Origin of the sequence: Xylanimonas sp. McL0601, assembly GCF_049852175.1 — a bacterium.
GTDB lineage: Bacteria > Actinomycetota > Actinomycetes > Actinomycetales > Cellulomonadaceae > Xylanimonas.
Genome location: NZ_CP187527.1, coordinates 3,081,118 through 3,107,779 on the forward strand (window position 1 = coordinate 3,081,118; position 26,662 = coordinate 3,107,779).

Consider the following 26,662-nt stretch of genomic DNA (forward strand, 5'->3'; position numbering starts at 1 on the left):
CTCCTGGCACGTTGGGCGCATGCGCCCCTTTCGCTTCGGCACCAACCTGAGGTCCGTCGACGACGCCGCGTCCTTCGCCCGCTGGGCGGAGGACGCGGGCTTCGACGCCCTCCTGCTGCCCGACCACCTGGGCGTCCGCCTGTCCCCCTTCGCCACGCTCGCGGCCGCCGCGGCCGCGACCGAGCGGTTGGCGCTCGGCACGTACGTGCTCAACGTGCCGTTCTGGAACCCGGCGATGCTGGCACGGGAGATCGTGACGCTGGACGCGCTCTCGGGCGGACGGTTCGAGCTGGGCGTCGGCGCCGGGCACATGCGGTCGGAGTTCGAGCTGGCCGGCATCCCGTGGGAGCCGTTCGACGTGCGCTGCGCCCGCGTGGAGGCGTTCCTCGCGGACCTCGACGGGCTGCTCGCCCAGGCGGCGGGCAGCGGCGACGACGACGCGGAGCGCGGGCTGCGCGCGCGGCGGCCGAGCGTGCTGGTCGGGGCCTCGAGCGACCGGCTGCTGCGCCTCGCCGTGCGCCGCGCCGACGTCGTCGCGCACGCGGGGCTGCGCCAGGTGCGCGGCGCGAAGCTCGGCACCTTCCGCATGCTCTCCGCCGAGGAGTACGACGAGCGCATCGCGTTCACGCGGGCGGAGGCCACCGCCGCGGACCGCGCGTTCGACGACCTCGAGCACGCGGTGCTCCTCCAGCACGTCAAGGTGACCGACGACCGCCAGGCCGCCCTGACGCGGCTTGCCGACGACTTCGAGACGCCGGCCGAGCTGCTCGCGACGACGCCGTTCGTCGCCGTCGGGAGCGAGCAGCAGATCGCCGACCAGCTGCTCGCCGCACGCGAGCGCTACGGCTTCACGTACGTCACCACGCACCGGCCGTCCGCCGAGGCGCTGGCGAAGGTCATCCCCCTGCTGCGGGGGGCCGAGGCCTGACTCCGGCGGCGGCGTCCGACGCGTGACACGTTCCGTGCCTCGACCTGCTCGGACGCACCCCAGGACCTACCCTTGGCCCGAACGTCTCTCGAAGATCTGGATGGTTCGATGACCGAGCCCGCCCGGGGCAGCGCCGCCCTGACCTCCGGCGGCCTCCCGGCCGCACTGCCCCCCACGGCCCGCCCGTCGACGGCGCTGCTGACGGACAAGTACGAGCTGACGATGCTGCAGGCCGCCCTGGCCGACGGCACCGCGCACCGGCACTGCGTCTTCGAGGTCTTCACGCGCCGGCTACCCCCCGGGCGCCGCTACGGGGTGGTCGCCGGTACCGGGCGTGTGCTTGAGTCGCTTCCGCACTTCCGGTTCGAGGACGCCGAGCTGGCGTTCCTCGAGGAGACGAACGTGGTGGACGCGCGCACCATCGACTTCCTGTCCGGGTACCGCTTCACCGGCTCGGTCATGGGCTACGCGGAGGGCGAGACGTTCTTCCCCGGCTCGCCCCTCATGCAGGTCGAGGGGACGTTCGCCGAGGCGGTGCTGCTCGAGACGCTGATCCTGTCGATCCTCAACTACGACTCCGCGGTGGCGTCCGCGGCGTCGCGCATGACCAGCGCGGCCGTCGACCGGCCTTGCCTGGAGATGGGGGCGCGCCGCGCCCACGAGCAGGCCGCCGTGGCGGCGTCGCGCGCCGCCGTCATCGCCGGCTTCGCCGGCACCTCCAACCTCGAGGCGGGCTACCGCTACGGCCTCACGACCATCGGCACGGCCGCGCACGCGTTCACGCTGCTGCACGACGACGAGCTCAGCGCGTTCCAGGCCCAGGTCGCCGCGCTGGGCACCCAGACCACGCTGCTGGTCGACACCTACGACGTGCGCCAGGGCGTGATCAACGCGATCCAGGCCGCCGGGACCAGCCTGGGCGCCGTCCGGCTCGACTCGGGCGACCTGGGCGGCCTCGCCGTCGAGGTGCGCCACCAGCTCGACGGGCTCGGCGCCACCGCCACCAAGATCACGGTGACGAGCGACCTCGACGAGCACGCGATCGCCTCGCTCGCCGCCGTCCCGGTCGACTCCTACGGTGTCGGGACGTCGCTCGTGACCGGCTCCGGGGCGCCCACCTGCGGGATGGTCTACAAGCTCGTGGCCCGCGCGGACCGCCAGGGCGTGCTGCAGCCCGTCGCCAAGGCGTCGGCCGGCAAGCCCAGCCAGGGCGGCCGCAAGTGCGCCGCGCGGCGCCTCGGTGCCGACGGCCGTGCGGTCGAGGAGGTGCTGATCAGCGGCGACGACCAGCAGGTGGTGCGGTGGTCGCCCGACTCGGACGACCTGCGGCCCCTGCTGGTGCCGCTCGTCGTCGACGGCGCGGTCGACTCGCGCTGGGTGGGCGCCCACGGGGTCGAGACCGCGGCCCGCACCCACCGCGCCTCCCGGGCGGAGCTGCCCCGCGGTGCCCGGCGCCTCTCCGCGGGCGACCCCGCGATCCCGACGGTCCAGCTCCGGCTCTGAGGGCCGGCAGCGGGTACCCGTCAAGAAATCGTCAGACTTCCCGCGCCACGTCTCGACCACGGGCTATACACATGTATAGCCTGGTCGCATGAGTGCTGAGGAACTCCTCTCCTCGGGCGACGACGCCGAGGCCACAACGCGGGCCCGGATCCGCGACACCGCGATCGACTGCTTCGCGCGCGCCGGTTTCGGCGCGTCCGTGCGCACCATCGCGGCGGAGGCCGGCGTCTCCCCCGGCCTCATCACGCACCACTTCGGCTCCAAGGACGCCCTGCGCGCCGAGTGCGACACCGAGGTGCTCGCGCGCTACCGCGCGCTGAAGTCCGGCGCGATCGACGCGCCGTCGGACGCTCTGCTGCGCCTGCTGCCCGACCCCGGCGACGCGGCCGTCCTGGTCGTCTACATGCTGCGGGCGCTTGCCGCGGGCGGGCCGCCCGCGCGCACGTTCCTCGTGCGGCTCACCGACGAGGCGCGCGGGATCATGAAGGAGAGCCTCGACGCCGGGCTGGTGCGACCGTCACGCGACGAGGAGGCGCGGCTGCGCTACCTCGTCGAGCAGTCGATGGGCGCCCTTCTCCTGCAGTTCCTCACGACGCCGTCGAGCTCCCCGGAGGACTTCGTCCGGGCGATGCTCACGTCGCCGTCGCACGAGACCATCCTGCCCACCCTCGAGCTGTACACCGAGGGGTTGTTCGCGTCGAGCGACGTGCTCGACACCTACCTGGCGCACAAAGCCCAGGAACCTCATCCCGCTAAGGAGACGGAAGTCCCATGACAGGCATCCAGCCGGCCCTCGAGGTCGAGGGCCTCACCAAGAGCTTCGGCCGCGTCCACGCCCTGCAGGGCCTGGACCTGGTGGTCCCGCAGGGGCAGGTGACCGGCTTCCTCGGCCCGAACGGCGCCGGCAAGTCCACGACGATCCGCATCCTGCTCGGCCTCCTGAGGGCCGATGCCGGCACGGTCCGCATGCTGGGCGGCGACCCGTGGGCCGACGCCGTCGCGCTGCACCGGCGGATCGCGTACGTGCCCGGCGACGTCACCCTGTGGCCCAACCTCACGGGCGGCGAGGCGATCGACATCCTGTGCCGGATCTCCGGCCCGCTCGACCCGAAGCGCAAGGCCGACATGCTCGAGCGGTTCGACCTCGACCCCACGAAGAAGGCGCGCACCTACTCCAAGGGCAACCGGCAGAAGGTCGCGCTCGTCGCCGCGCTCACCTCGCGGGCCGAGCTGCTGCTGCTCGACGAGCCGACGTCGGGCCTCGACCCGATCATGGAGGCCGCGTTCACCGAGTCCATCGGCGAGGTCAAGGCAGAAGGCCGGTCGGTGCTCCTGTCGAGCCACATCTTCGCCGAGGTCGAGAAGCTCGCCGACCGCGTCACGATCATCCGCGACGGCGTCACCGTCGAGCAGGGCAGCCTCGCCGAGCTGCGGCACCTCACGCGCACCTCGGTCACGGTGGTGCTCGACGGCGGCCCCGACGGGCTCGCGTCGCTCCCGGGCGTCCACGACCTGGCGGTCGCGGGCGAGCACGTCACGTTCGCCGTCGACGAGGCGGAGCTGCCCTCGGTGCTCGCCGAGGTCGCGAAGCTGCACCCGCGGTCGCTCGTCGCGAACCCGCCGTCCCTCGAGGAGCTGTTCCTGCAGCACTACGGCGACGAGCTCGCCGCCCTCGGTTCTCGTTCGGAGGTCCGTCGATGACTACCTCGGTGGTCGAGCCTGTCGAGACCAGGCTCCGGCAGCGCCCCGCGGAGGACACCCTCGCCGCGCTCGGGGACATGAGCCGCCTGTTCTGGCGCCGCAACCGCGTGCGCCTGGTCGTGTGGGCCGTGTTCGTCATCGGCATGGTCGGCTATGTCATCCGCTACTACCAGGGGATGTTCACGACGCAGGCGTCGCTCGACGACTTCGCCACGATCAGCAACAACCCCGGGATCAAGGCCCTCACCGGCCTGGCCGCCAACCCGGCCACCCTCGGCGGCGCCGTCTGGACCAAGATCTGGATGTTCGTCGCCATCTCGCTCGCGCTGGGCGCCGTGTTCCTCGTGACCCGCAACGGCCGGGCGGACGAGGAGCTGGGACGCACCGAGCTGCTGCGCTCGCGCGTGCTGGGCCTGCACGCCCACTCGGCGGCCGCGTGGCTCTGGGTCGCCGGGCTGTGCGTCGTCGGCGGTATCGGGTCCGCGCTCGTCAGCATCGGCATGGGGCTCGACCCCGAGGGCGCCGGCGTCATGGGCTCGCTCGTCTTCGGCGCGTCGATCACGGGCGTGGGGCTCTTCGGCCTCGGGGTCGGGGCCGTCGCCGGGCAGGTCGCCTCCACGAGCCGCGGGGCGAACGCGCTCGGGTCGATCGTGGTCATCGCGTTCTACGTGCTGCGCATGGTCGGCGACCTGGGCAACGGCGCGCTGACCTGGGCCTCCCCCATCGGCTGGGGGCAGGAGATGCAGCCGTGGGGCGCGAACCGCTGGTGGCCGCTCCTGCTCCTCGTGGTGCTCACGGTGGCGCTGCTCGCCGCCGCGTGGCGGCTCGAGGCGCACCGCGACCACGGGGCCGGGCTGCTCCCGGACCGCCCGGGCAAGGCGTCCGCGCCGGCACGGTTCGCGTCTCCGCTGGGTCTGGCCCTGCGCCTGCAGCGCGGGGCGATCGCCGGGTGGGCCATCGCCGTCGTCCTGTGCGCAGGCCTGTTCGGCTCCGTGGTGCAGGCGATGACGGACCTGCTCAAGGACGCCACCGGATCGGCGACCAAGGACCTCATCGGCGGCACGACCGTCGATGCGCTGCTGTCGATGCTCATCTCGCTCATCGCGCTCGTCGTGGCGGTGTTCGCCGTCCAGTCGACGGTGTCGCTCCGCGGCGACGAGGCCGGCGCGATCCTCGAGCCGCAGCTCGCCGGGGCGATCGGGCGCATGAAGTGGGCTCTCCAGCGGCTCGCGATCCCGGTGGTCGGGTCGGCGGTGCTTCTCGTCGTCGGCGGCGGGATCTTCGGGGCGTCCTACGGCTCGACGGTCTCCGACTCCTCGCAGGCGGGGCGGCTCGCCGGGGCGGCGCTCGCCTACTGGCCGGCGATCATGGTGCTGGTCGGCGTGTCGGTGCTGCTCTTCGGGTACCTGCCGCGGCTCGCCGTGTCGCTCTCGTGGGGCGTGATCGCGGCGGTCTGGTTCCTGATGTTCGTGGGCGACGCGCTCGGGCTGCCGCACTGGCTGCTCGACAGCCTGCCGTGGTCGGCGACCCCGTACGTCCCGCTCGAACCGCTGCGCTGGACCCCGCTCGTCGTGATGACGGTGGTCGCGGCGGCGTTCCTGGCGGTCGGGCTCGACCGCTTCCGGCGGCGGGACGTCGTCCCGGCCTGATCCCCCTGGTTTCGACGGGCTCGACCATCGGTTGCCGGTGGTCGAGCCCGTCGAGACCCGTCACGTCAGGACACGAACCAGGCGCGGACCATCGCGATCCGCGCGTCGAGCTGTGCCGACGTGGCGAGCGGAACCTCCGGCCCGCCGCAGCGGCGGCGGAGCTCCGTGTGGACCGAGCCGTGCGGTCGGCCGCTCTTGCGAGCCCACGCCGAGACGAGCTTGGACAGCTCCTTGCGCAGCGCTGCGGCCCGGCGGTGCTCCTGCTCGGCTTCCTCGGCCGTGAGCTCCCGCTCGGTCGCGCCCCCGCCCGAGCGGCTCCGCAGCTGGTCGGCCTGGCGCTGGCGCAGCAGCGCGGTGACCTGCTCCGGCTCGAGCAGCCCCGGCAGGCCGAGGAAGTCGAGCTCCTCGGCCGAGCCGACGTCGGCACCCGTGCCGAACTGGCCGCCGTCGAACAGCACGCCGTCGAAGGACGCCTGCGACTCCATCGCCTCGAACGCGCCGAGCAGCTCGCCCGACGTCTTCTCCTCGCGGTTCGCCTCGGCGAGCAGCTCCGCCTCGGGGTCGTACTCGATCCCCTGCTCCTCGGCGGTCGCCGGGCGGTCGAGCGCGTGGTCCCGCTCGATCTCCATGCCGCCCGCCAGATCCAGCAGCGGCGCCACCGACGGCAGGAACACGGACGCCGTCTCGCCGCGCGACCGCGCCCGCACGAACCGCCCGACGGCCTGCGCGAAGAACAACGGTGTCGAGGTCGACGTCGCGTAGACGCCGACGGCGAGCCGCGGCACGTCCACGCCCTCGGACACCATGCGCACCGCGACCATCCACCGGGAGTCGTCCTGCGCGAACTCATCGATGCGCGCCGAGGCACCGTCGTCGTCGGACAGCACCACCGTGGGGCTGGAGCCCGTGATGCGGGCCAGGTGCCCGGCGTACGCGCGTGCGGCGGTCTGGTCGGTCGCGATGACCAGCGCGCCGGCGTCGGGCACGGAGCGGCGCACCTGGGTGAGGCGCTTGTCGGCGGCGGCGAGCACCGACGGGATCCACTCACCTGTGGGGTCGAGCGCGGTGCGCCACGCCTGCTGGGTCAGGTCCTTGGTCATGGCCTCGCCGAGGCGGGCCGACACCTCGTCGCCCGCCTTGGTGCGCCAGCGCATGCTGCCCGAGTACGTCATGAACAGGACCGGCCGCACCACCTTGTCCCGAAGCGCCTCGCCGTAGCCGTAGGTGTAGTCGGCCTTCGACCGGCGGATGCCCTCGCGGTCTTGCTCGTACGTGACGAACGGGATGGGCGCGGTGTCCGAGCGGAACGGCGTGCCCGTCAGCGCGAGGCGCCGCGTGGCGTCCTCGAACGCCTCCCGCACGGCGTCACCCCACGAGAGGGCGTCACCGCCGTGGTGCACCTCGTCGAGGATGACGAGCGTGCGCGCCGCCTCGGTGCGCGCCCGGTGCAGCGCCGCGTTGGCGGCGACCTGCGCGTACGTGAGCGCGACGCCGTCGTAGTGCGTGCCGTGGCGGCCCTGGGAGTTCTTGAACGACGGGTCGATGCGGATGCCGACGCGCGCGGCGGCGTCGGCCCACTGGTGCTTGAGGTGCTCCGTGGGCGCGACGACGGTCACCCGCCGGATGATGCCCCGCTCGATGAGCTCGGTCGCCACGCGCAGCGCGAACGTCGTCTTGCCGGCGCCGGGCGTGGCGACGGCGAGGAAGTCACGCGGCTCCTTCGCGCGGTACAGCTCGATCGCCTCCGCCTGCCAGGCACGCAGGTTCGACGCCGTGCCCCACGGCGCCCGGCGCGGGAACGCGGGGCCGAGCTGGGACGCGGCAGCAGAAGACGGCGCCTGGGGCGCAGCACGGCGCAGCGGCTCGTGCAGGGTCTCCGGCTCGGCCGCCGCGGCGAAGAGATCGAAAGGGTCAGGTTCGGGCAGCGGCAGGGCGCTCACGTGCTCGAGTCGCCCCCGCCCCACCCCAGGTGCGTCCTCACTTCGCCCCGGGCGCACCCGGGGACCCCGGGTCGCCGTCCTGCGGGTCCCGCAACCCGTCGTAGATCTCCTTGCAGACCGGGCAGACCGGGAACTTGTTCGGGTCGCGCCCCGGTACCCACACCTTGCCGCACAGGGCGATGACGGGCTTGCCCGTCATCGCGGACTGCATGATCTTCTCCTTGCGCACGTAGTGCGCGAAGCGCTCGTGGTCGCCCGGCTCGACCTCCTGCCGGGTCTCCTCGCGCTCCAGCAGGTCGGTGCCGGCGCCGGGCTCGTTCGGTGCGGCCGGCTGCGCGTAGGGAGACGAGAGGGGATCGCTCATGCCGGGAAGTCTACGTCGCAGCGCCGACACCGCGGCCGGGTCTGCGCGCTCCTACAGGCCCTGCCAGGCCGGCTTGCTCGCGTAGGTCTGGCGGTAGTAGTCGGCCAGCTGCAGGCGCGACGCCGCGGCGCCGTCGACCAGCACCGTCGCGTGCGGGTGCATCTGCATGATCGTGCCCGGCCACATCGCGGAGATGGGGCCCTCGACCAGCTGGTGCACCGCCTCGGCCTTGTGCTTGCCCGTGGCCAGGAGCACCAGGTGGCGCGCCGCCATGATCGTGCCGAGGCCCTGCGTGAGGCAGTGGGTGGGCACCTGCTCGATGTCGCCGTCGAAGAACCGCGCATTGTCCTCACGTGTCTGCGCCGTGAGCGTCTTGATGCGGGTGCGCGAGGCCAGCGACGAGCCGGGCTCGTTGAACGCGATGTGCCCGTCGGTGCCGATCCCGAGGATCTGCACGTCGACGCCGCCCGCGGCCGCGATCGCCTCGTCGTACGCCGCGCACGCGGCGGGCAGGTCCTCGGCGAGCCCGTCCGGGCCCTGCACGCGGTCGGCCGCCCACTCGACGCGCGACGCGATCTCGCGCTCGATGACGTTGCGGTACCGCTCGGGATGCTCGGCCGGCAGCCCGACGTACTCGTCGAGCATGAACCCGCGCGCCTGGGCGAACGACAGGCCGTCCTCGGCATGCCGCCGGGCCAGCTCGTCGTAGACCTTGAGCGGGCTCGAGCCCGTCGCGAGGCCGATGACGGCGTCGGGCTTGCGGCGCAGCAGCGCATCGATCGTGCCGGCGGCCAGCACGGCCAGCTCGTCGGCGGGGGCGATGACGACTTCCATCAGCGGGCCTCCTGGTCCGGTGGTCGGTCGGGGTCGGTCGGGGTCGGTCGGCTCAGTGGGGGGTGGGCTCGACGACGCCGGCCGGCAGCGTGGTAGTACGCGCGAGCACGGCGGCGCCCACGGCGGCGACGGGCACGTGCCCGGGAGCCAGCAGCACCCGCTCGGGCAGCGCGAGCGAGGAGAGGAACGGGGACGCAGCGGCCTGCCGCCCCAGCGCCGCGCGCACGGCGTCGAGCAGCGGCTCGCCGAGCTGCGCCACTCCCCCGCCCAGCACCACGCGCCGCACGTCGACGCTCAGCACGAGCATCCGCACGGCCGCCGCGACGGCGTCGGCATAGGTGTCCCTGGCCGCGATGGCGTCGGGGTTTCCGGCCGCGGCGGCCTCGAAGAGCTCGACGGGCGCGGGGCGCCCGGTCCGCGCGGGCCACAGCCGCTCGACGGCGGTCCCCGACGCGTAGAGCTCCAGGCAGCCGCGCTGCCCGCACGGGCAGACGGGCCCGAGCGGGTCGATAGGCACGTGCCCGATCTCCCCCGCCGCCCCGGTGCCGCGACGCACCACGCCGTCGAGCACGAGGCCCGCGGCAAGGCCCGTGCCCAGCGCGAGGAACGCGAGGTCGATCGGGCGCGCGGCCGCGTCCGGCGCGAGGTGCGCGGCGCCGAGCGCGGCGACGTTCAGGTCGTTGTCGACCACGACGTCGACGCCGAGCTCCGCGCGCAGCCGCGCCGCGAGCGGCAGCAGCACGCCCTCGATGCCGAGGTTGACCGCGTGCCGCACGGTGCCGTCTTCGTACCCGACGATGCCCGGGACGCCCACACCGACGCCGTCGATCGCGGCAACCTCGAGGCCCGCCTGGCGCACCACGCCCTGGACCGCGCGCACGGCCCCGGCCACGACGGCGTCAGGCCCGCGCACGGTGGAGATGCGAGCCTGCGCCAGCACCTCGCCGTCGGGCGCGAGCAGGGCCGCGAGCGTCTTGGTGCCGCCGATGTCGAGACCGACGGTCGGCCTGGCGCCGACCGCGTCCACAGCGGGCCGGCCGTCCGCCGACCCTGAGACGACGGTCATGTCAGCCCTTGACCGCGCCCGAGACAAGACCGGAGGTCATCCGCCCCTGGACGAACAGGAAGAAGACGATGACCGGCAGCGCGATCAGCGTGGAGGCGGCCATGACCTGCGCCCAGTCGATGCCGCGGCTCGCGGACGCCGACATGAAGCCGCGCAGCCACAGCGGCAGCGTCTGCGCGGACTGGCTCGGCAGGGCGACGAGGGCGATCGTGAACTCGTTCCACGCCTGGAGGAACGCGTACACGCCCGAGGCCACGAGCCCCGGGGCCAGCAGGGGCAGCGTGATCCGCAGGAACGCCCGGGTGCGCGAGAGGCCGTCGACCATCGCCGCCTCCTCGAGCTCGGCCGGCACGCCGGCCACGAACCCGCGCAGCATCCAGATGGTGAACGGGACCACCGCGGCCGTGTAGAGCACCGAGATGCCGATGACGTTGTTGAGCAGGCCGACGCTCGCGAGCATCTTGTACTGCGCGATGAACAGGCCCTCGGCCGGCAGCATCTGGATGAACAGCACGGCCAGCACGAACGACTTGCGGCCCGGGAACCTGAACCGGCTGATCGCCAGGGCGCCGAGGAACGCGAACACGAGCACCAGCACGACGGTGAGCAGCGTGATCGAGAGGCTCATCCGCAGGGCGGTCCAGAACCCGCTTCCGCCGCTCAGCAGCGTCTGGAAGTTCGCGAGGGTCGAGTGCGTCGGCAGGAACTGGGGCGTGGTCGAGCGCAGGCGGGCGTTCGGCGTGAAGGCCGAGAGGATCATCCAGTAGACGGGGAACGCCCAGACGGCGGCGACGACGAGGCCGAGCAGCGACAGCAGCCACTTGCCCGCACGGCGGCGGGGCGAGAAGCGGGGGCGGGTCTTGGGGTTGACTGTGGTCGCGCCGGCGGGCGCGGTCGTCGTGACGGCGGTCATGCGTCGTCCTCCTTGATGAGGCTGCGCACGTACGGCGCGGACAGCACGATGGTGAGCAGCAGCACGAAGATCGACACCGCGGCCGCTCCACCGAAGTTGTTGCGGGCCATGCCCAGCTCGTAGATGAAGTTGCCGAGCAGGTTGGTCTCGGACACCGGGGCGCCGGCGTCCTGCAGCAGGCGGATCTGGGCGAACACGCGCAGGTCCCAGATGATCTGCAGCAGCAGCACGATGGCGAGCACCGGTCGCACGAGCGGCATGATGATGCGCCACAGGATCTGGCGCCCGTTGGCGCCGTCGATGCGGGCGGCCTCGAGCAGCTCGTCGTTCACCTGGGTGAGCCCGGCGAAGAGCGAGAGCGCCACGAACGGCACGGACATCCACACGATGATCAGCGTGGCGACGAAGAAGAAGGACAGCGGCTCCGCGAGCCAGGCGTGCCCCTGGTAGCTCTCGAAGCCGAGCTGCACCAGGAACCAGTTGACGACGCCCGTGCGGGCGTCGAACAGCCACCGGAAGACCGTGACCGCCGCGATGACCGGCGTCGCCCAGGCGAGCAGCATGGCGACCTGCATCACGACCTTCACCCAGCCGTGCACCGCCCGCATGAGGAGCGCGACGGCGAGGCCGATGAGCACGGTCAGGCCGGCGTTGACCAGGCAGAAGACGATGGAGCGGAGGACGACGGCGACCGCGGTCTCGTCGGAGAAGATCTTGGCGTAGTTGTCGAGACCCGCGAAGGTCGGTGGCTGCCCGAACTGCTGAGCGAGACCGAACTTCTGGAATGACGTGACGACCTGCCAGTAGACCGGGTAGCCGAGGCCGAGCAGCAGCGCGGCGACGGCCGGGATCAGCAGCAGGTACGGCGTCACGTGGCGGCGGCGCTGCCGCTGGGGCGCACCGAGCGCGGTGGTGGCCATGGGAACTCCTTCGCGGTGGGCGAGGGTCACGGTGCGGGGGCGACGACGGGACCGCCGTCGCCCCCGCACCGATCGTGTGTCAGGACTCGCCGTTGAGCATCGGCGTGAGCTTGGCGTCGTACTCCTTGGCGAGAGCCGTCACGTCACCGCCCTCGGCGATCTTCTGGAAGAGCTCCTCGTAGACGAAGGCACCCTCGATGGCGGCCCAGCCCGGCGCGGCCGGGGTGAGCTTGGAGGCCTGAGCGGTCTCGATCATCGTCTTGGCGAACTTGTCGTCGCCGAGCGAGGACGCGTAGTCCGAGTTGGCCGGGCCGAGGCCGGCGCCACCCAGCATCTTCTGGAACTCGGACGAGAAGATGATCCGGAGCAGGTTCTCCGAGAGCTCCGGGTGCTGCGACTTGGCCGAGATCGCGATGTTCGAACCACCGGCGAAGACGGGGGCGATGCCACCGTCGACACCCGGCAGAGCGAAGATGTCGAACTTGGTGTCGTCCTTCATCCCGTCGCGGACTTCCTCGCCCTTGTCATTCTTCGTCATGTCGCCGATCGACCAGCGGGCCCAGCCCGGGGCCATGATCGTCGCCGCGGCCGGCGGCTCGCCCTTCGAGCCGTCGTTCAGGAAGTCCCAGTACGCCACGTCACGGTCGGTGGCGGGGAGCAGCGAGGCGCCCTTGTAGACGTCCTGCCACTCCTGGAGGCCCTTGATGCTGTTCGGGTCCGACAGCGTCGAGGTCCAGGTGGTGCCGTCGACGGTGGCGAGCTCGCCGCCGTTCGCGAAGATCCACGAGATGCCGTTGCGCCAGTCCTGGCCGCCCATGGCGAAGCCCGACTGCTTGTCGGTCTTGAGCTTCTTGACCGAGTCGGAGAACTCGCTCAGCGTCTTGGGCACCTCGAGGCCGGCGGCCGTCCAGATGTCCTTGCGGTAGAACATGTAGCGCGAGCCGAAGTAGTACGGCAGGGCGTAGTGCTTGCCGTCGAAGTCACCGGCCGCCACGAACGAGGGGAGCAGCTTCTCGCCGCCGAGCTCGTTGAAGAAGTCCGGCGAGACCTCGCGGAACGCGCCCACGGCGGTGAAGGTCGGCGCCTGCGTGTTGCCGATCTCGACGACGTCGGGCGTGTTGTTGGCGTCGGCCAGGGCCGTCGTGAGCTTCGGGACCAGGTCGGTCCACGACTGCTCCTCGATGGTGAGCGTCGAGCCGGGGTTGTCCTTCTCGAACGTCGTCTTGAGGTAGGCGCGCAGGTCGTCGTTCGTGTCGGCGCCGTTGAGCCAGAGCGTGATGTTGGCCGGCTTCGGGGCGGCGGTCGGGGACTCCGAGGCGGCATTGTTGTCGCCGGTGCCTCCGCTGCCGCAGGCGGTCAGCGCGAGCGCCAACGTGATGGTCGAAGCCACGGACGTGGCAACGAGACGGTTCCGCTTCACTGGGGTGATTCCTCTCGCTGGAGCATCGACGGCGGTGCCGCCGGGCTGGGGTTCCTTGGGGAACGCGCCTGCGGCGACGCAGGCGCTGGGAGCTGCCGGTTCACGGTGCTGCTGGGTTCATGACACCCCCAGCTGGGCGCCCAGGACGAGCACCGCGGCGCCTGCGAGCACCACGTCCTCGTCCAGGGTCGCCATCCGCAGCCGCAGCCCTGCGCTGACGGCCGGCATGGTCCGCTCGGCGACGGTGGCCTGCGCTGCCTCGCGCAGGGCGCCGTCGAGCAGGTCGGCGGGGCCGGACAACAGCACCTCGCCGAGGTTCAGGGCGGAGACCACCGGGGCGAGCGTGATCCCGAGGGTGCGGCCGATGCCGGCGAGCACCGCGTCGGCGGCCTCGCGGTCCAGGCCGGCGACCGCGCGGCGCAACGCCGGCGCGGAGAGCAGCGTCTCGAGGCAGCCGCGGCGCCCGCAGGCGCACGGCTCGCCGTCCTCGACGACGGTGACGTGGCCGAGCTCGCCCGCCGCGCCGTTGACGCCGTGCACGCGGGAGCCCTCGACGACAAGACCGGCACCGACGCCCTGACCGACGGTCATGACGAGCATCGAGTCGGCGGCGCCGCCGTACGTGTACTCCCCCAGCGCGGCGGTGTCGGCGTCGTTCGCGACCTGCACGGGAAGCCCGAGCCGCTCCGACAGGATCGCGGCGAGCGGAAGGTCGAACCACTTGCGGTTCGGCGCCTCGACGACGCGGCCGTTCTCGTCGATGATGCCCGGCGAGCCCAGGCCCACCCCGATGACGGGCTGGGTCGCGGCCGCGACGAGGCGGCGGGCGAACCGCTCGACGAGGGACACGAGCTCGTCGCCGGTGCGGTCGTCGACGGCGAGCGAGCGGCGCACCACGGCCTCGCCGGTGAGCGTGAGGACGGCGCCGCGCATCACGGTGTCGTCCGAGAGGTCCACGGCGACGATCTGGTACGCGTCGGTGCGCATCCCGACGAGGATCGCGGGCTTGCCGACGCCGCGGCCGCGCTGGATGCCCAGCTCCTCGACCAGGCCCTCGGCCATCAGCACGTTGATGAGGTCGGAGACGGTGACGCGCGTGAGCGAGGTGGCCCGGGCGAGGTCGGCGCGGGACGTGGGGCCCTCGTGGAACAGGTGCTGGAGCACCATGGCGCGGTTGTGCGCCCGGGTGTGCTCCGGGAGCACCTTGGCGGTGGCGCGAAGTCCGGACCCAAGGGCCCGCCTCGAAGCGCCCACGCTCGTCGTCGAGGACATGTTTGTTAGTAAAGCGTCTTAACGAGTTAACGTCCACGGGCCAAGGCACGGCGTGATCGAATCGTGATCGGATCAGGTGGCGCTGCGAGAGCCGGTCATGCGGGCGCCGTCTCGCCGGCCGCGGGGGGGCCGGGCGCGCCCTCACCGTCCGGGGCGGTCGCATCGCCGGCGGGCAGCGGGCTGCGCGGGAGCCGCGCACCGCCGTCGGGCACCGTGAGCATGCGCGCCCGCGCGGCGAGCCCTCCGCCGGCGACGGCGACCGCGATCGTGATGATCGCGCCCAGCATGAACGCCGCGGCCTCGCCGGGGCGCAGCACACCGAGCTGTGCGCCCACGGTCGCGGCCGAGACGGGGACGCCGAGCTGCGCCGCGGCGAGCAGCCCCATCGAGACCGGCTGCCCCAGCAGCCTGCCCGCGAGGTGCGCGACGGCGGCGCCGGCGGCGAGCGCGACGCCGAGCCAGATCATCTCCGGATGGGCCCCGAACTCGCGCAGGTTCAGGCTTGCGCCGAGCCAGACGAAGAAGAGCGGGCCCAGGAAGCCCTCGGTGAGGGCGAAGAGCTGGCGGGCGAGCCGCCGCGGCTCCCCCACGGCCTTGACCGCGAGCCCGAAGGCGAAGCCCGCGAGCATGATCGACACGTGCGTGGCGACGGCCAGCGCGGCGAACGCCGCGAGCACCAGCAGCTGAATACGCAGCTCGAGGGCGAACTTGCGGTCCTCGGACACGCGGTGGACGCGGCGGCGGATGCCGCTCCGCTCGAGCTGCCACAGCACCAGCCCGGAGACGGCGGCCGTGGCGAGCACGGCGAGGGCGCCTGCCGCGGCACGGACCGCGTTCGCCGGGTCGATGACGATCGGCAGCGCGACGATGCACAGCGTGTCGGCGATCGCGACCTGGGGCAGCAGCCCGACGACGTGGGGCCCGCCGAGTCCGAGGCTGTCGATCGCCGGAAGGATGATCGCCGCCGACGACGACGCCATGAGCACCGCGTAGACGGGGGCGTGCGGGATGCCGCTGAGCTGCGCGACGGCGATGCCGAGCGCGGCGGCGACCACCCCGACGACGGCCGCCCGCACCGCCCCAGCGCGCAGCGCCGGCCGCAGCGCGGGGTCCCGCATCGGCACGTGCGTGCCGGCGACGAACATCACGAGGCCGAACCCGAGGTCGGCGAGGAAGGTGAAGACCGGATCGGTGGTGTCCACGAGCCCGAACCCGGTGCGCCCGATGATGATGCCGGCGACGAGCTCGCCCAGCACGACCGGCAGGTGCCAGCCCTTCCGGTATGCGAGGAGCGGGCCCAGCAGCGCGACCAGCCCGATCAGCGAGAGCTGCGCGAAGGTCATCTCGGCATTCTCACGCCGACGGGGGGAGGTTCGCTGTAGGCGGCCTCCGCCCGGTCAGGTGTCGTACCCGAGGCCGTCCCAGGGCGCGTAGTACGCGATGAAGTTCCCCGGCTCGACGTGGATCGAGTAGGTGCCCTCGAACTCGTCAAGAACCCAGCCGAAGGTCACGCCGTCGACCACCCGTGTGAACGGCTCGACCTCGATCGGCTCGAGCACGTAGTCGCCCAGCTCGGCGAGCCGCGCGGCGACCAGCTGCTCGGCACCGGCGCTCGCCGCCTGCCCCGGCGGCAGCCCGTCGGCACGAGGCACCTCGTCGACGCGCACCTCGTCGAACGTGCCGTCCGGGTTCCAGAGGTAGAGGCCGACGTAGCCGGGCCCGGGGTCGTCCTCGGTCCCGAACTCGAAGAGCTCGTCGCTGAGGAAGAACTTGCGCCCGTCCTGCGCCGTGCCGGCGTACGGCACGTGGTAGTCGTCGGGGACGATCACGAATCGCTCAGGTGGCTGCTCGTCCACCGCACCTCCAGCAGGCGGCTCGTCGGCCGCGGCACAGCCGGTCAGGATCGCGACCAACGCGAGCACGATCGACGACGCGAGGCGAGGACGGGATGCGTGGCGATCAGCACGGGTGGCGCTCATGGTGGCGCGAGCATAGTGCCCGGGCCGGGCCCGCGAATCGTGACCAGACAGTGACCGCTCGCGGGCTCCGCACGGCGGCTCGTCACGCCACACTCTCGTCATGGAACCCACGTCTGGCACCGCACTGGGCTCGCACCGGTCGGTCGTGTTCGTCGCGCTCGTCACGGCAGTGCTGCTCGCCGCCGGGTGCAGCGCTTCAAGCGGTGACCAGGCATCCAGCTCGGGCGCGGACGCGGGGTCGGGGGCGCAGGCACCTCGGGCCGGCGACGGCCAGCTCGGCTCCGCCGTCGACGCCGCTGCGGGACCAGCCGCCGAAGCGGCGGCCGCCGAACGCGAGGTGGTCACCACGGGCACGGCGACAGTCGTCGCGGCCGATCCCCCCGATGCCGCCGCGCGCATCGCGACGCTGACCGAGGAGGCTGGGGGCCGGGTCGAGCTGCGCGAAGAGCGGCGGGCCACGGACGGCGCCCCGGCGAGCGCGCACCTGACCTTGCGCCTGCCCGCCGACACCGTCAACCGCACGCTGGACGCACTCCGCGGGCTCGGCGAGGTCGCCGATGTCTCGCTCACCAAGGAGGACGTCACGGCCACGGGCAGAGACCTGGATGCGCGCATCGCCGCGCTCGAGACCTCGACAGCCCGCCTCATGGAGCTCATGGCCAAAGCGGCCGACACCGCCGACCTGCTGCGCGTGGAGAAGGAGCTCTCCACACGCCAGGCCGACCTCGACGCGCTCAAGGCGCAGCGCGCCGACCTGAGCGACCGCGTCGCCATGTCGACGCTCGACGTGCACGTCGTCGCCGACCAGGGAGCGGTCGCGGCGCTCGCCCCTCCCGCGACCGGGTTCCGGGGCGGGCTGGAGGCGGGGTGGCATGCGCTGACCGCGACTCTTCGGGTGGCGGCCGTGACGTTCGGTGCGCTGCTCCCGTGGCTCCTGCTGGCGGGCCTGGTGCTCGTAGTGTGGCGCGGCGCCGTCTTCCTCGTGCGCCGCCGTCGGACGATCGAGCCGGCAGTGCCGGCCGACGGCGCCTGACACGACGACGGCGGGCCACCCCGTGGGTGGCCCGCCGTCGTCTGACAACTGGCTGATGGTGGAGCTGCAGGGAATCGAACCCTGGTCCGGTGACGCTTTTCCAGGACTTCTCCGGGCGCATTCTGCTATGGATTTTCTCGGCCCCCGCGCTTGCGCAGACTCATTCGCGGACGGGCTCAGTCACCTAGGTGTCCCGCTAGCCCCGGTGACGTGAGCTAGCAGCAGTGGCTCTCTAGATGACGCGAGCTACCGGGTCGAGAGCGATCCCGGGCTCACGGACTTCAGAGCTCGCTCAGGCGGCGAGGGTGAAGTCGTTGCGCGTGTTATCGGCAACTATAGGTTTGCAGACATCGTTTACGAGATAAGCCTGCATCCTCGGCCCGCTTCTCCTCGAAGCACGACCACCGTCGAAACCGATCAGCCCCATGTGCAGTTGTCAACGCGCTCCCTGACGGGAACTTCTTCAGCCTACCCGAGCAACCCGGAGCCAGGCGACGGTATTCCGCCGCCCCGGCGCCCGACGGCGTCAGCTGAGCAGCTCGCGCTGGCGGATGGCCCGCTGGGCCTCGCGCATGTCCTGCTGCTCGCGCAGCGTCTGCCGCTTGTCGTACTCCTTCTTGCCTCGCGCGAGCGCGATCTCGACCTTGGCTCGGCCGTCGAGGAAGTACAGGGACAGCGGGACGATCGTGTGGCCCTTCTCCTGCACCTTGTGGCCCAGGCGCACGATCTCGTCCTTGTGGAGCAGCAGCTTGCGCTTGCGGCGCGGGGCGTGGTTGTTCCACGTTCCCTGGAAGTACTCGGGGATGTGTACGCCCTCGAGCCATGCCTCGCCGCGGTCGATGAGCACGAACCCGTCCACGAGCGAGGCGCGGCCCATGCGCAGCGCCTTGACCTCGGTCCCGGCCAGCACGACGCCGGCCTCGAGGACGTCCTCGATCACGTAGTCGTGGCGCGCCTTCTTGTTGTTCGCCACGATCGTGCGCACGGGTCCATGCGATGCCTTCGCCTTGGGCTTCGCCCACGCCTCCGCCACCTGCTTGGGTGCGCCCTTGGCCACGATTGCTCCTTCTTCCGGTCGGCCTCCCAGGATACGGGGCCGACGGCGTCCGGAGCCCGGCTTTTCGCGCGCAGCGCGAACCGCGCCGTCAGGGCCGTCAGGGCAGTCGCGTCATCGGGTCGACCGTCGACCCGTTGATGTACACCTCGAAGTGCAGGTGGCACGCCGTGACGGTGCCCGTCGCGCCCGAGAGCCCAACCTGCTGCCCCTTGTTGACCCACTGCCCGGCGTGGACGGAGAACTGCGACAGGTGCAGGTACCGCGTCATGACGTTCTGCCCGTTGTGGCTGCCGTGGTCGATGAGCACGTTGTTGCCCGGCCCGCTCCCGTAGAACTCCTTGACGACGAAGCCCGACTGCGCCGCGTAGATCGGCGTGCCGCAGTAGGCACGGAAGTCGGTCCCCGCGTGCAGGCGCCAGTAGTGCAGCACTGGGTGGAAGCGCCAGCCGTAGCTACTCGTCACGTAGGGCACCGCCGTCGGCCAGCCCAGGAAGGTCGACGTCGTCGGCGGTGCGGCCTGGCCGCCCCCACCGCCACCTCCGCCCGAGCTGCCCGCGTTCGAGCCGCCGTTCCTGGCCGCCGCCGCGGCCGCCGCGGCGGCCTTGCGGCGCGCCTCATCCTCGGCCTTGCGGCGCATCTCGGCGATGCGGGCGTCGCGGTCCTTCTGCTCCTTGATGATCGTCTTGATCTCTGCCTGGAGCGCCTTCTGGTCGGCCTCGTTCTCCTCGATCTCCTGCTGTGCTGCGACCTTCTGGGCCTCGATCTCCGCCTTGAGGTGCTTCTGCTGCACGACGAGCGCCTCGACCTCGGCCTTGCGGTCCGCGGCCTCCTTCTCGGCCTTCTTCGCCTCGACGACGTTGGCGTCCGCGGCCTTCTTGAGCTGCGTGATCGTCTCGCGGATCGCCTGCAGGCGAGCCTCCTGGTTGCGGGCCACCGCCTCGGCGTCCTGGAGCTGGGTGAGCGTCCGGGCCTGCGACCGGGCCGCCGACGACGTCACCGCGTAGTTCTGCAGGAAGTCCTCGGTGGACTGCGCCCCGGTCACGAGGCCCAGCGCCGAGACCTCGCCCTGGCCGCGCGCCGCCTCGCGCGCCATCTGCGCGATGTCCGCGCGGGCGGTGTCGACCTTGCCCGCGCCGGCCTGGATCTGGGCCGTGACCGACGCCTCCTGGTCCTTCGCGTCCTGGAGGCGCTGGGCGAGGATCTCGGCCTCGCGGCGTGCCTTCTCCAGCTCGGCCTGCGCCCGCGCCAGCTCGGCCTGCGCGAGCGGCAGGCGGCCCTCGACGGTGTTGAGGTCGAGCACGGCCTTGGCCAGCTTCGCGTTGGTCTCGTCCAGGTCCACCAGGAGCTGGGCCCGCTCGGCCTTCTTCTGCTTGGCGTTCTGCTCGGCGGCTGCCCGGCGGTCGTCGATGTCGTCGGCCGTCGCCGACGCCGCCGCCCCCAGCCCGAGCGCGACGGCGAGCAGCGCCGCCACGACGGCGCGCACGACGCCGCCCGTTCCGCTGCCAGCCTGTGCCGTTCTCATCTCTCACACCCTCGTGTACCGGTTGAGCGTCACGACCGACGAGACCACGGCCAGCGCGACCGCGATGCCGACCAGCAGCGGCGCGACCGCGAGCACGTCCCCGGTCGAGACGTAGGCGACCCAGTTCACCGACTTCTCGAGCCAGTCGGTGACGAGATAGCGCACCCCGAGCCAGAGCCCGCCGACGGCGAGCAGCGACCCGACGACGGCCGCGATGGCGCCCTCGAGCAGGAACGGGAGCTGCACGAACAGGTTCGACGCGCCGACGAGGCGCATGATCCCTGTCTCGCGCCGGCGCGAGACCGCAGACAGCCGGATCGTCGTCGTGATGAGCAGCACCGCGGTCATCAGCATGACGACGGCCAGGCCCGCCGCGAGCATCGAGAGGCGGTTGAGCGCGAGGAACAGCGGCTGGAACACGGCCCGCTGGTCCTCGACCACCTCGACGCCGTCGCGGCCCTGCAGCACGTCCGCGACCACCTCGTAGTGGGACGGGTCGGCGAGCTTGAGGCGGAACGACGCCTGCATGTCGTCCTCGGTGAGCTGCGTGCCCTGGTACCCGTCCGGGTAGCGCTTCTGGAAGGCGGCGAACGCGTCGGCCTTCGACTCGAAGTAGACCTTGGCGACCTCCGAGCCGAGCTCGTCGTCGATCACCCTGCGCAGGGAGTCGATCTGCGCTTGCGACGCCTCGCCCGCGGCGCACGTCGGGGCCGTGGACCCGTCGGGGCACAGGAAGACGGAGACCTCGACGAGGTTGTACCAGTCGTCCTGGAGCTTGTTGACCTGCTTCTGGATCAGCGCGGCCGCACCGACGAACGCGAGCGAGACGAACGTGACCAGGACGACGGAGACGACCATCGACAGGTTGCGGCGCAGGCCGTGGAGGACCTCGGTGAGGACGAACTGCACGCGCACGCCTCAGCCCTCGCTTCCCGCGCGGAGGGCGTGCTCGCGCAGCACCTGCTGGACGACGTCGTCGGCCTCGGCGGGGGGCCGGCGCGCGGTGAGGTCCACGCGGCGCGCCGGGACGTAGGGGGCTGGGACCGTGTACGTGACCGGCTCGGGTGGCGGAGGCGGGACTGGGGGCAGCGGCGCGGGCTCGGCGGCGATGGCGTCGTCGTTCTCCGGTGCGCGGACGACGGCGATCGGCACGGAACGTGGAGCCTCGCGCAGGTCCGCGCGGCGCGCCGCGCCCTGGCGGCGGCGGCGCGACCCGGCCGGCACGTCCTCGGCGCGCGCCGCCGCGGCCTCGGCGGCGGCCTCCGCCTCGAGGTCGCCGGCCTCGGGCGTGACCTCGATGCGGTGGAGCTGCCGCTCCCCCTGCCCGGGGGCGTCGAGCACGGGGGACGCGGCGACGTCGGGCAGGATGCGCTCGCGCTCGCCGTAGACGCCGGCCGCCTCGTCGCGGACCACCAGGCCGGCCGAGAGCTCGACGACGCGCTTGCGCATCTCGTTGACGATCTCGTCGTCGTGAGTGGCCATGACCACCGTGGTGCCGGTGCGGTTGATGCGTTCCAGCAGGCGCATGATGCCCAGCGACGTCGTGGGGTCGAGGTTTCCGGTGGGCTCGTCGGCGAGCAGGATCGGCGGGCGGTTGACGAACGCGCGGGCGATGGCCACGCGCTGCTGCTCACCGCCGGACAGCTCGTGCGGGCGCCGCTTCTCCTTGCCGTCGAGGCCCACCATCTCCAGGACCTCGGGCACCGTCGTCTTGATGACGTGGCGGGGGCGGCCGATCACCTCGAGCGCGAACGCGACGTTCTCGTACACGGTCTTGTTGGGCAGCAGGCGGAAGTCCTGGAAGACCATGCCGATGCTGCGGCGCAGGCTCGGCACCTTCCACCCGCTCAGCCGGGACAGGTCACGGCCGGCGACGTAGATCGTGCCTTGCGTGGGCCGCTCCTCACGGAGCGCCAGGCGCAGGAACGTGGACTTGCCTGAGCCGGACGCGCCGACCAGGAACACGAACTCACCCCTGGCGACGTCCACGGAGACGTCGTTCAGGGCCGGTCTCGCTCCTCGCGAGTACACCTTCGTCACGTTCTCGAAACGGATCACGGCGCGGGCTCCCGTGCTCGGGGACGGTGCAACGGACCGCCACCCCACACGTCAGCCGGGCAGACGACCTCGCCCTCGACCATCGCACGGCCCCTTGGCGACCCGGCTCAGTGACACGCCGCGCGTCGCGGATCGCTTCGGGGCGGGCGGGCGGCCGCCCGGGGCTCCGGGCCTGCTCGCGCGTTCACGCGGCCGAAACGGCTCGGCCGCCGCCGTGAAACCTCCTGGATGTTTGCTGCGGGCACGGGCCGCCCGAAGCCCGACCCCATCCGAGGAGGCACCTTGAACGTCCCTTGGCACTCCCCGTCCCGCACCCTCGCCGCCACCCTCGTCGCGACGGCTCTCATCGCCGCCGTCGCCCCGACCGCGGGCGCCGCACCACCCGCCGGCGGTCCGGTCGCCGCCGGCGACGACTGGACGATCACGCGCGTCGCCGGCGGCTACGACGTCACCGTCCGCCTCCCCGAGAAGCTGCCCGTCCGCTCCGACGCACCGACCGTCGTCGTCGACGGCGAGAGCATCGGCATCGCGACCGAGTCGGCCGACGGCCTCGCGCTGACGGCGTTCACCGCCGACCCGGCGGTCGCCGCGGCAACCGCCGTCGAGCGCGGCTGGTTCAGCCAGCCCTCCGAGCACGCCCCCTCCACCCCGCCCGGCCAGGCGAAGAAGGCCCCGACCGCCCGGACCACCGCGCTCGCGGACGACCCGGCGGCCCGGGGCCCCTACGCCTGGACCGAGTCCATCTACCAGTTCGGCGACCAGGCGATCCCGCTGGAGGGCATCGGCGGCATCCGCGGCGAGCTCGAGGGCAAGATCTACCTGCCCACCACGGGCGGCGCCCGCCCGACGGTGATCCTGCTGCACGGCCGGCACTCGTCCTGCTACAGCCCCACGCCCGGCATCCCCGCCAACCCGAACCGGTGGCCGTGCGCCACGAGCCCGGACGCGACCGTCGCGCAGCTGACCATCCCGAGCTTCCTCGGCTACGACGGCACCGCCCGCGCGCTCGCGAGCCAGGGCTACGCCGTCGTCTCCGTCTCGGCCGACGCGATCAACGCCAACGACAACCAGCTCGCGGCCGACCAGGGCGCCGTCGCGCGCGGCCGGCTGGTGCTCGACACCCTGGCGATGCTCCGCACTGCCGACCAGGGCAAGCCCGTGAGCTACCACGACGCCTGGACCGGCCAGGACGTGACCCTCGACGAGGCCCTGACCGCAGGCACGAGTGCCCTCTCGACGTGGGCACCCGCCTTCCCCGGCGGCGTGACGCCGCTCGACGCCGTCACGGCCCGCGACCTCAAGGGCCGCTTCGACCTGACGAACATCGGCCTCATGGGCCACTCGCGCGGCGGCGAGGGCGTCACGGCGGCGGTCAAGCTCAACCAGGCGCTCGCGAACCCGTTCGAGATCCGTTCGGTGCTCCCGCTCGCCCCGGTGGACTTCGGCCGCATGACCGTCCCGGGCATCCCGATGCTCGTGATGCTGCCCTACTGCGACGGCGACGTGTCGAACCAGCAGGGCCAGCACCTCCTCGACGACTCGCGGTACGCGTTCGACGACGACGCGCTGCGGTCCGGCGTGTGGGTCATGGGCGCCGACCACAACTTCTTCAACACGGTCTGGACGCCCGGCAAGTTCTCCTTCTCGTCCAGCGACGACTGGTCCGGCTCGGCCGGGTCGGCCCGCGCCAAGGAGCCCACCTGCGGCACCGACCCGTCGGTCGCGGCCACCTCGATCCGCCTGACCTCCGACGAGCAGTACGACGTCGGCACGTCGGTCATGACGGCATGGTTCCGCCTCACGATGGGCGGCGAGACGCAGTTCCTGCCCATGTTCGACGGCTCGGGGGCCGTCCCCGCCGCCCTCGGCGGTGCCGACGTCCGCAGCGTCTCGACGGCGCCGTCGTCGGCCCGCTCGACCGTCGCGGCGTTCGACGCCGCCTCCCCGGCCGTCGCCGCGACCGGCGCCGCGACGGCGGTGGTGTGCGCGAGCCTGTCCGGACGCACGACGCCGCAGGAGCTGCCCGCGTGCTCGACGCAGCCGAGCGCGACCGTGCCGCACTGGACACCCGCGTCCAACGGCGGCGAGGTGCCCGCCACGCCCGTCACGCGGCTCACCTGGGCGTCGGCGGGCGACGGGCTCACCGTGACCTTGCCCTCGGCGCACCGGTCCGCGCAGGGTTTCGAGCGGATCTCGTTCAAGGCAGCCGCCGGCGAGACCGTTCCCACGGGCACCGACCTCACGGTCGCCGTCACCGATGGCAAGGGCACGGCCTGGACCAGCCCGGTCTCCGCGCTCAACGCGAACGCGCTGGTGCGCATGCCCACGTCGGCCTCCTCGCAGGCGACCTCGACGCTCAAGAAGATCGTGCTCCAGCAGGTCGACGTCCCCGTCGCGGCCCTGGCCGCCGCGGGCCTCGACGTCACCGACCTGCGGACGGTCGCCCTCACCGGCGCCGTCGGCCTCGACGGCACGCCGGCCGGCGCCGCCTACCTGTCCGACCTCGCCTTCGAGAGCTCGGCCGTCGGCAGCGTCACCACCCGGCCGTGGCGCACGATCGGCGTGTTCGCGCCGAACCGCGCCGAGGGTGACGGGGAGGGCACCACGCAGGTCGCGGTCTACCTCGACAAGCCGTCCTCGACCCCGGTCACGGCGTACGTGTCCGTGCTCGGCTCGGCCACCGGCCGGCTCGGCGTGGCGATGGAGAAGGTCACGTTCGGTCCTGGGCAGACGTGCCAGGTGGTCTCCGCCCCGGTCCGTGGCGACGACGCACCGAGCACGACGGCCGGGACCCAGGTCAAGGCCAGCGTCGTCAACACGACGGGCGCGGTCATGGGCTCACGCTCGATCGTCTTCACGCAGATCAGCGAGGACGACGGCATCGTCCCGGCCGCCAACGGCAGCCTCGCCGCCGCGCTGCCCTCCTACGGCGTGCCCGGCGACCCGTGCACCGAGCTCGCAGCCGTCCAGGCCGGGTCGTCGGTCTCCGCCCAGCCGGCGAAGGCCGGCGCGCAGGTCACCCTCGCGGCAGGCGGGTTCCGCAGCGGCGAGTCGGTGACGTTCACGGCCGACGGCGTCGACCCCGTCGTCGTCACTGCCGGGACCGACGGCGTCGCCACCGCGACCGTCGTCGCACCGTCCGCGACCGCGGGTGCGACAGCGACCGGCGCAGGCACGGGGCTGACCGCCCGCGGCCGCGTCGTCGTCAAGGGCTGATCCCGGCCCGCAGACGACGGGACCCTGGCGGTCCGGCGACGGAGACCCCGTCGACGGACCACCAGGGTCCCGCCATGCTGTGACCTGGGTCAGCTGGTCTGCCCGCTGCGGCGCCAGCGGATGCCCGCCTCGATGAAGTCGTCGATCGCGCCGTCGAACACCGCGGCCGTGTTGCCCGACTCGTGTTCGGTGCGCAGGTCCTTGACCATCTGGTACGGCTGGAGCACGTACGAGCGCATCTGGTCGCCCCAGCTCGCCTTGATGTCGCCCGCGAGCTCCTTCTTCTTCGCCGCCTCCTCCTGCTGGCGCACCAGGAGCAGGCGCGACTGCAGCACGCGCAGGGCGGCCGCGCGGTTCTGGAGCTGCGACTTCTCGTTCTGCATCGAGACGACGATGCCGGTGGGGATGTGCGTCATGCGCACCGCCGAGTCGGTGGTGTTGACCGACTGGCCGCCGGGGCCCGACGACCGGAAGACGTCGACCTTGATCTCCGACTCCGGGATCTCGACGCTGTCGGTCTGCTCGATGAGCGGCACCACCTCGACGGCGGCGAACGACGTCTGACGGCGGCCCTGGTTGTCGAACGGGGAGATGCGCACGAGGCGGTGCGTGCCCGCCTCCACCGACATGTTGCCGAACGCGTACGGGGCGTTGACCTCGAACGTCGCGGACTTCAGGCCCGCCTCCTCCGCGTAGGAGGTGTCCATGACCTTGGTCGGGAAGCCGTGGCGCTCGGCCCAGCGCAGGTACATGCGCATCAGCATCTCGGCGAAGTCCGCGGCGTCGACGCCGCCGGCGCCCGCGCGGATGGTGATGACCGCCTCGCGTGCGTCGTACTCGCCGCTGAGGAGCGTGCGCACCTCGAGGGCCTCGAGGTCCTTGCGGATCCCGGCGACCTCGGCCTCCGCCTCGGTCAGCGAGTCGGCGTCCTCCATCTCCTCGCCGAGCTCGACGAGCGTCTCGACGTCGTCGATGCGGGCGCCGAGGTCCTTGACGCGGTTGAGCTCCGCCTGCGTGGCGCTCAGCGCGGAGGTGACCTTCTGGGCCGCGTCCGGGTCGTCCCACAGGTCGGGGACAGAGGCCTGCTCGGAGAGCTCGGCGATCTTCCGCTGCAGCGCCTCCGGGTCGCTCACGGACTCGATGGACTCGAGCGTGGAGCGCAGCGCGCGGATCTCTGCGGGGAAGTCGATGGTGGCCACGAGTGTCAAGGCTACCTGCGCCACCGTGCCGCAGGACGCGGGGGGGCGCTGCAGGGCCGCGAGGTTTGTCCACAGGCAGTTTTCAGGA

The 26,662-nt window shown here is 72.4% G+C and carries 21 protein-coding genes, 1 other RNA gene and 1 pseudogene; 7 read left to right on the top strand and 16 right to left on the bottom strand.

All coding sequences use genetic code 11. The annotated features are described in order from the left end of the window. Window positions 1–19: 19 nt before the first annotated feature. From ACO4JP_RS14300 to ACO4JP_RS14320, 5 genes are all read left to right on the top strand, one after another. Window positions 20–928: a TIGR03621 family F420-dependent LLM class oxidoreductase gene (locus ACO4JP_RS14300; protein ID WP_425954647.1), complete on the top strand. Its 909-nt coding sequence runs from the start codon at window positions 20–22 to the stop codon at window positions 926–928. Window positions 929–1,036: 108 nt separating this feature from the next. Then, a complete protein-coding gene (locus ACO4JP_RS14305; RefSeq protein ID WP_425954648.1) occupies window positions 1,037–2,431 on the top strand; it encodes a nicotinate phosphoribosyltransferase in 1,395 nt (464 codons plus the stop codon). Window positions 2,432–2,519: 88 nt separating this feature from the next. After that, the gene (locus ACO4JP_RS14310) at window positions 2,520–3,206 is read left to right on the top strand and encodes a TetR family transcriptional regulator (RefSeq protein ID WP_425954649.1); all 687 of its coding nucleotides are present in this window, start codon (window positions 2,520–2,522) and stop codon (window positions 3,204–3,206) included. Continuing rightward, window positions 3,203–4,132 (top strand): ATP-binding cassette domain-containing protein, encoded by a 930-nt coding sequence (locus ACO4JP_RS14315; RefSeq protein WP_425954650.1) that lies wholly within the window; start codon window positions 3,203–3,205, stop codon window positions 4,130–4,132. Before ACO4JP_RS14310 ends, ACO4JP_RS14315 begins: the two co-directional genes overlap by 4 nt. Then, window positions 4,129–5,781, top strand: a complete 1,653-nt coding sequence (locus ACO4JP_RS14320; protein WP_425954651.1) for an ABC transporter permease — start codon at window positions 4,129–4,131, stop codon at window positions 5,779–5,781. Before ACO4JP_RS14315 ends, ACO4JP_RS14320 begins: the two co-directional genes overlap by 4 nt. 65 nt (window positions 5,782–5,846) lie before the next feature. Here ACO4JP_RS14320 and ACO4JP_RS14325 read toward each other — a convergent pair whose 3' ends face one another. The 10 genes from ACO4JP_RS14325 to ACO4JP_RS14370 all read right to left on the bottom strand — a co-directional run bounded on the left by ACO4JP_RS14325 (window position 5,847) and on the right by ACO4JP_RS14370 (window position 16,489). Continuing rightward, window positions 5,847–7,721 (bottom strand): DEAD/DEAH box helicase, encoded by a 1,875-nt coding sequence (locus ACO4JP_RS14325; RefSeq protein WP_425954652.1) that lies wholly within the window; start codon window positions 7,719–7,721, stop codon window positions 5,847–5,849. Window positions 7,722–7,758: 37 nt separating this feature from the next. Further along, window positions 7,759–8,085, bottom strand: coding sequence for a DUF3039 domain-containing protein (locus tag ACO4JP_RS14330; protein WP_425954653.1), 327 nt, complete (start codon window positions 8,083–8,085; stop codon window positions 7,759–7,761). 51 nt (window positions 8,086–8,136) lie between these two features. After that, entirely contained in the window at window positions 8,137–8,919 is a 783-nt protein-coding gene (nagB, locus tag ACO4JP_RS14335; RefSeq protein WP_425954654.1) for a glucosamine-6-phosphate deaminase, read from the bottom strand. 52 nt (window positions 8,920–8,971) lie between these two features. Then, complete coding sequence (locus ACO4JP_RS14340) at window positions 8,972–9,985, bottom strand: ROK family protein (protein WP_425954655.1); 1,014 nt, start codon at window positions 9,983–9,985, stop codon at window positions 8,972–8,974. A gap of 1 nt (window position 9,986) precedes the next feature. Next, window positions 9,987–10,898, bottom strand: coding sequence for a carbohydrate ABC transporter permease (locus ACO4JP_RS14345; protein WP_425954656.1), 912 nt, complete (start codon window positions 10,896–10,898; stop codon window positions 9,987–9,989). After that, entirely contained in the window at window positions 10,895–11,818 is a 924-nt protein-coding gene (locus tag ACO4JP_RS14350) for a carbohydrate ABC transporter permease (RefSeq protein ID WP_425954657.1), read from the bottom strand. The genes ACO4JP_RS14345 and ACO4JP_RS14350 overlap by 4 nt, the downstream gene beginning before the upstream one ends. 79 nt (window positions 11,819–11,897) lie before the next feature. After that, window positions 11,898–13,208 carry an extracellular solute-binding protein gene (locus ACO4JP_RS14355; RefSeq protein WP_425954658.1) on the bottom strand — a complete coding sequence of 437 codons (1,311 nt, stop codon included), beginning with the start codon at window positions 13,206–13,208 and terminating at the stop codon, window positions 11,898–11,900. A 147-nt stretch (window positions 13,209–13,355) separates the two neighbouring features. Next, a complete protein-coding gene (locus ACO4JP_RS14360) occupies window positions 13,356–14,510 on the bottom strand; it encodes an ROK family protein (RefSeq protein ID WP_425954659.1) in 1,155 nt (384 codons plus the stop codon). Window positions 14,511–14,605: 95 nt separating this feature from the next. Further along, window positions 14,606–15,853: a cation:proton antiporter gene (locus ACO4JP_RS14365; RefSeq protein WP_425954660.1), complete on the bottom strand. Its 1,248-nt coding sequence runs from the start codon at window positions 15,851–15,853 to the stop codon at window positions 14,606–14,608. 54 nt (window positions 15,854–15,907) lie between these two features. Next, window positions 15,908–16,489 carry a hypothetical protein gene (locus tag ACO4JP_RS14370; RefSeq protein WP_425954661.1) on the bottom strand — a complete coding sequence of 194 codons (582 nt, stop codon included), beginning with the start codon at window positions 16,487–16,489 and terminating at the stop codon, window positions 15,908–15,910. Between the two features lie 100 nt (window positions 16,490–16,589). Between ACO4JP_RS14370 and ACO4JP_RS14375 the strand changes: the two genes are divergently transcribed. Beyond that, complete coding sequence (locus ACO4JP_RS14375) at window positions 16,590–17,522, top strand: DUF4349 domain-containing protein (protein WP_425954662.1); 933 nt, start codon at window positions 16,590–16,592, stop codon at window positions 17,520–17,522. 56 nt (window positions 17,523–17,578) lie between these two features. On the opposite strand, the gene ssrA is transcribed toward ACO4JP_RS14375, so the two are convergent. The 5 genes and pseudogenes from ssrA to ftsE form a co-directional block, all read right to left on the bottom strand. After that, window positions 17,579–17,947, bottom strand: a transfer-messenger RNA (tmRNA) gene (gene ssrA, locus ACO4JP_RS14380). A 101-nt stretch (window positions 17,948–18,048) separates the two neighbouring features. Further along, window positions 18,049–18,555: an SsrA-binding protein SmpB gene (gene smpB, locus ACO4JP_RS14385; RefSeq protein ID WP_425957123.1), complete on the bottom strand. Its 507-nt coding sequence runs from the start codon at window positions 18,553–18,555 to the stop codon at window positions 18,049–18,051. 121 nt (window positions 18,556–18,676) lie between these two features. Next, window positions 18,677–20,101 carry a peptidoglycan DD-metalloendopeptidase family protein gene (locus ACO4JP_RS14390; protein ID WP_425954663.1) on the bottom strand — a complete coding sequence of 475 codons (1,425 nt, stop codon included), beginning with the start codon at window positions 20,099–20,101 and terminating at the stop codon, window positions 18,677–18,679. 3 nt (window positions 20,102–20,104) lie between these two features. Further along, a complete protein-coding gene (gene ftsX, locus ACO4JP_RS14395) occupies window positions 20,105–21,016 on the bottom strand; it encodes a permease-like cell division protein FtsX (RefSeq protein ID WP_425954664.1) in 912 nt (303 codons plus the stop codon). A gap of 465 nt (window positions 21,017–21,481) precedes the next feature. Further along, window positions 21,482–22,159, bottom strand: a pseudogene (gene ftsE, locus ACO4JP_RS14400) (cell division ATP-binding protein FtsE); the annotation flags it as partial. Window positions 22,160–22,441: 282 nt separating this feature from the next. On the opposite strand from ftsE, the gene ACO4JP_RS14405 reads away from it, so the two are divergent. Next, complete coding sequence (locus ACO4JP_RS14405; protein WP_425954665.1) at window positions 22,442–25,375, top strand: hypothetical protein; 2,934 nt, start codon at window positions 22,442–22,444, stop codon at window positions 25,373–25,375. Window positions 25,376–25,464: 89 nt separating this feature from the next. On the opposite strand, the gene prfB is transcribed toward ACO4JP_RS14405, so the two are convergent. Next, complete coding sequence (gene prfB, locus ACO4JP_RS14410; RefSeq protein ID WP_425954666.1) at window positions 25,465–26,574, bottom strand: peptide chain release factor 2; 1,110 nt, start codon at window positions 26,572–26,574, stop codon at window positions 25,465–25,467. Window positions 26,575–26,662 lie beyond the last annotated feature (88 nt).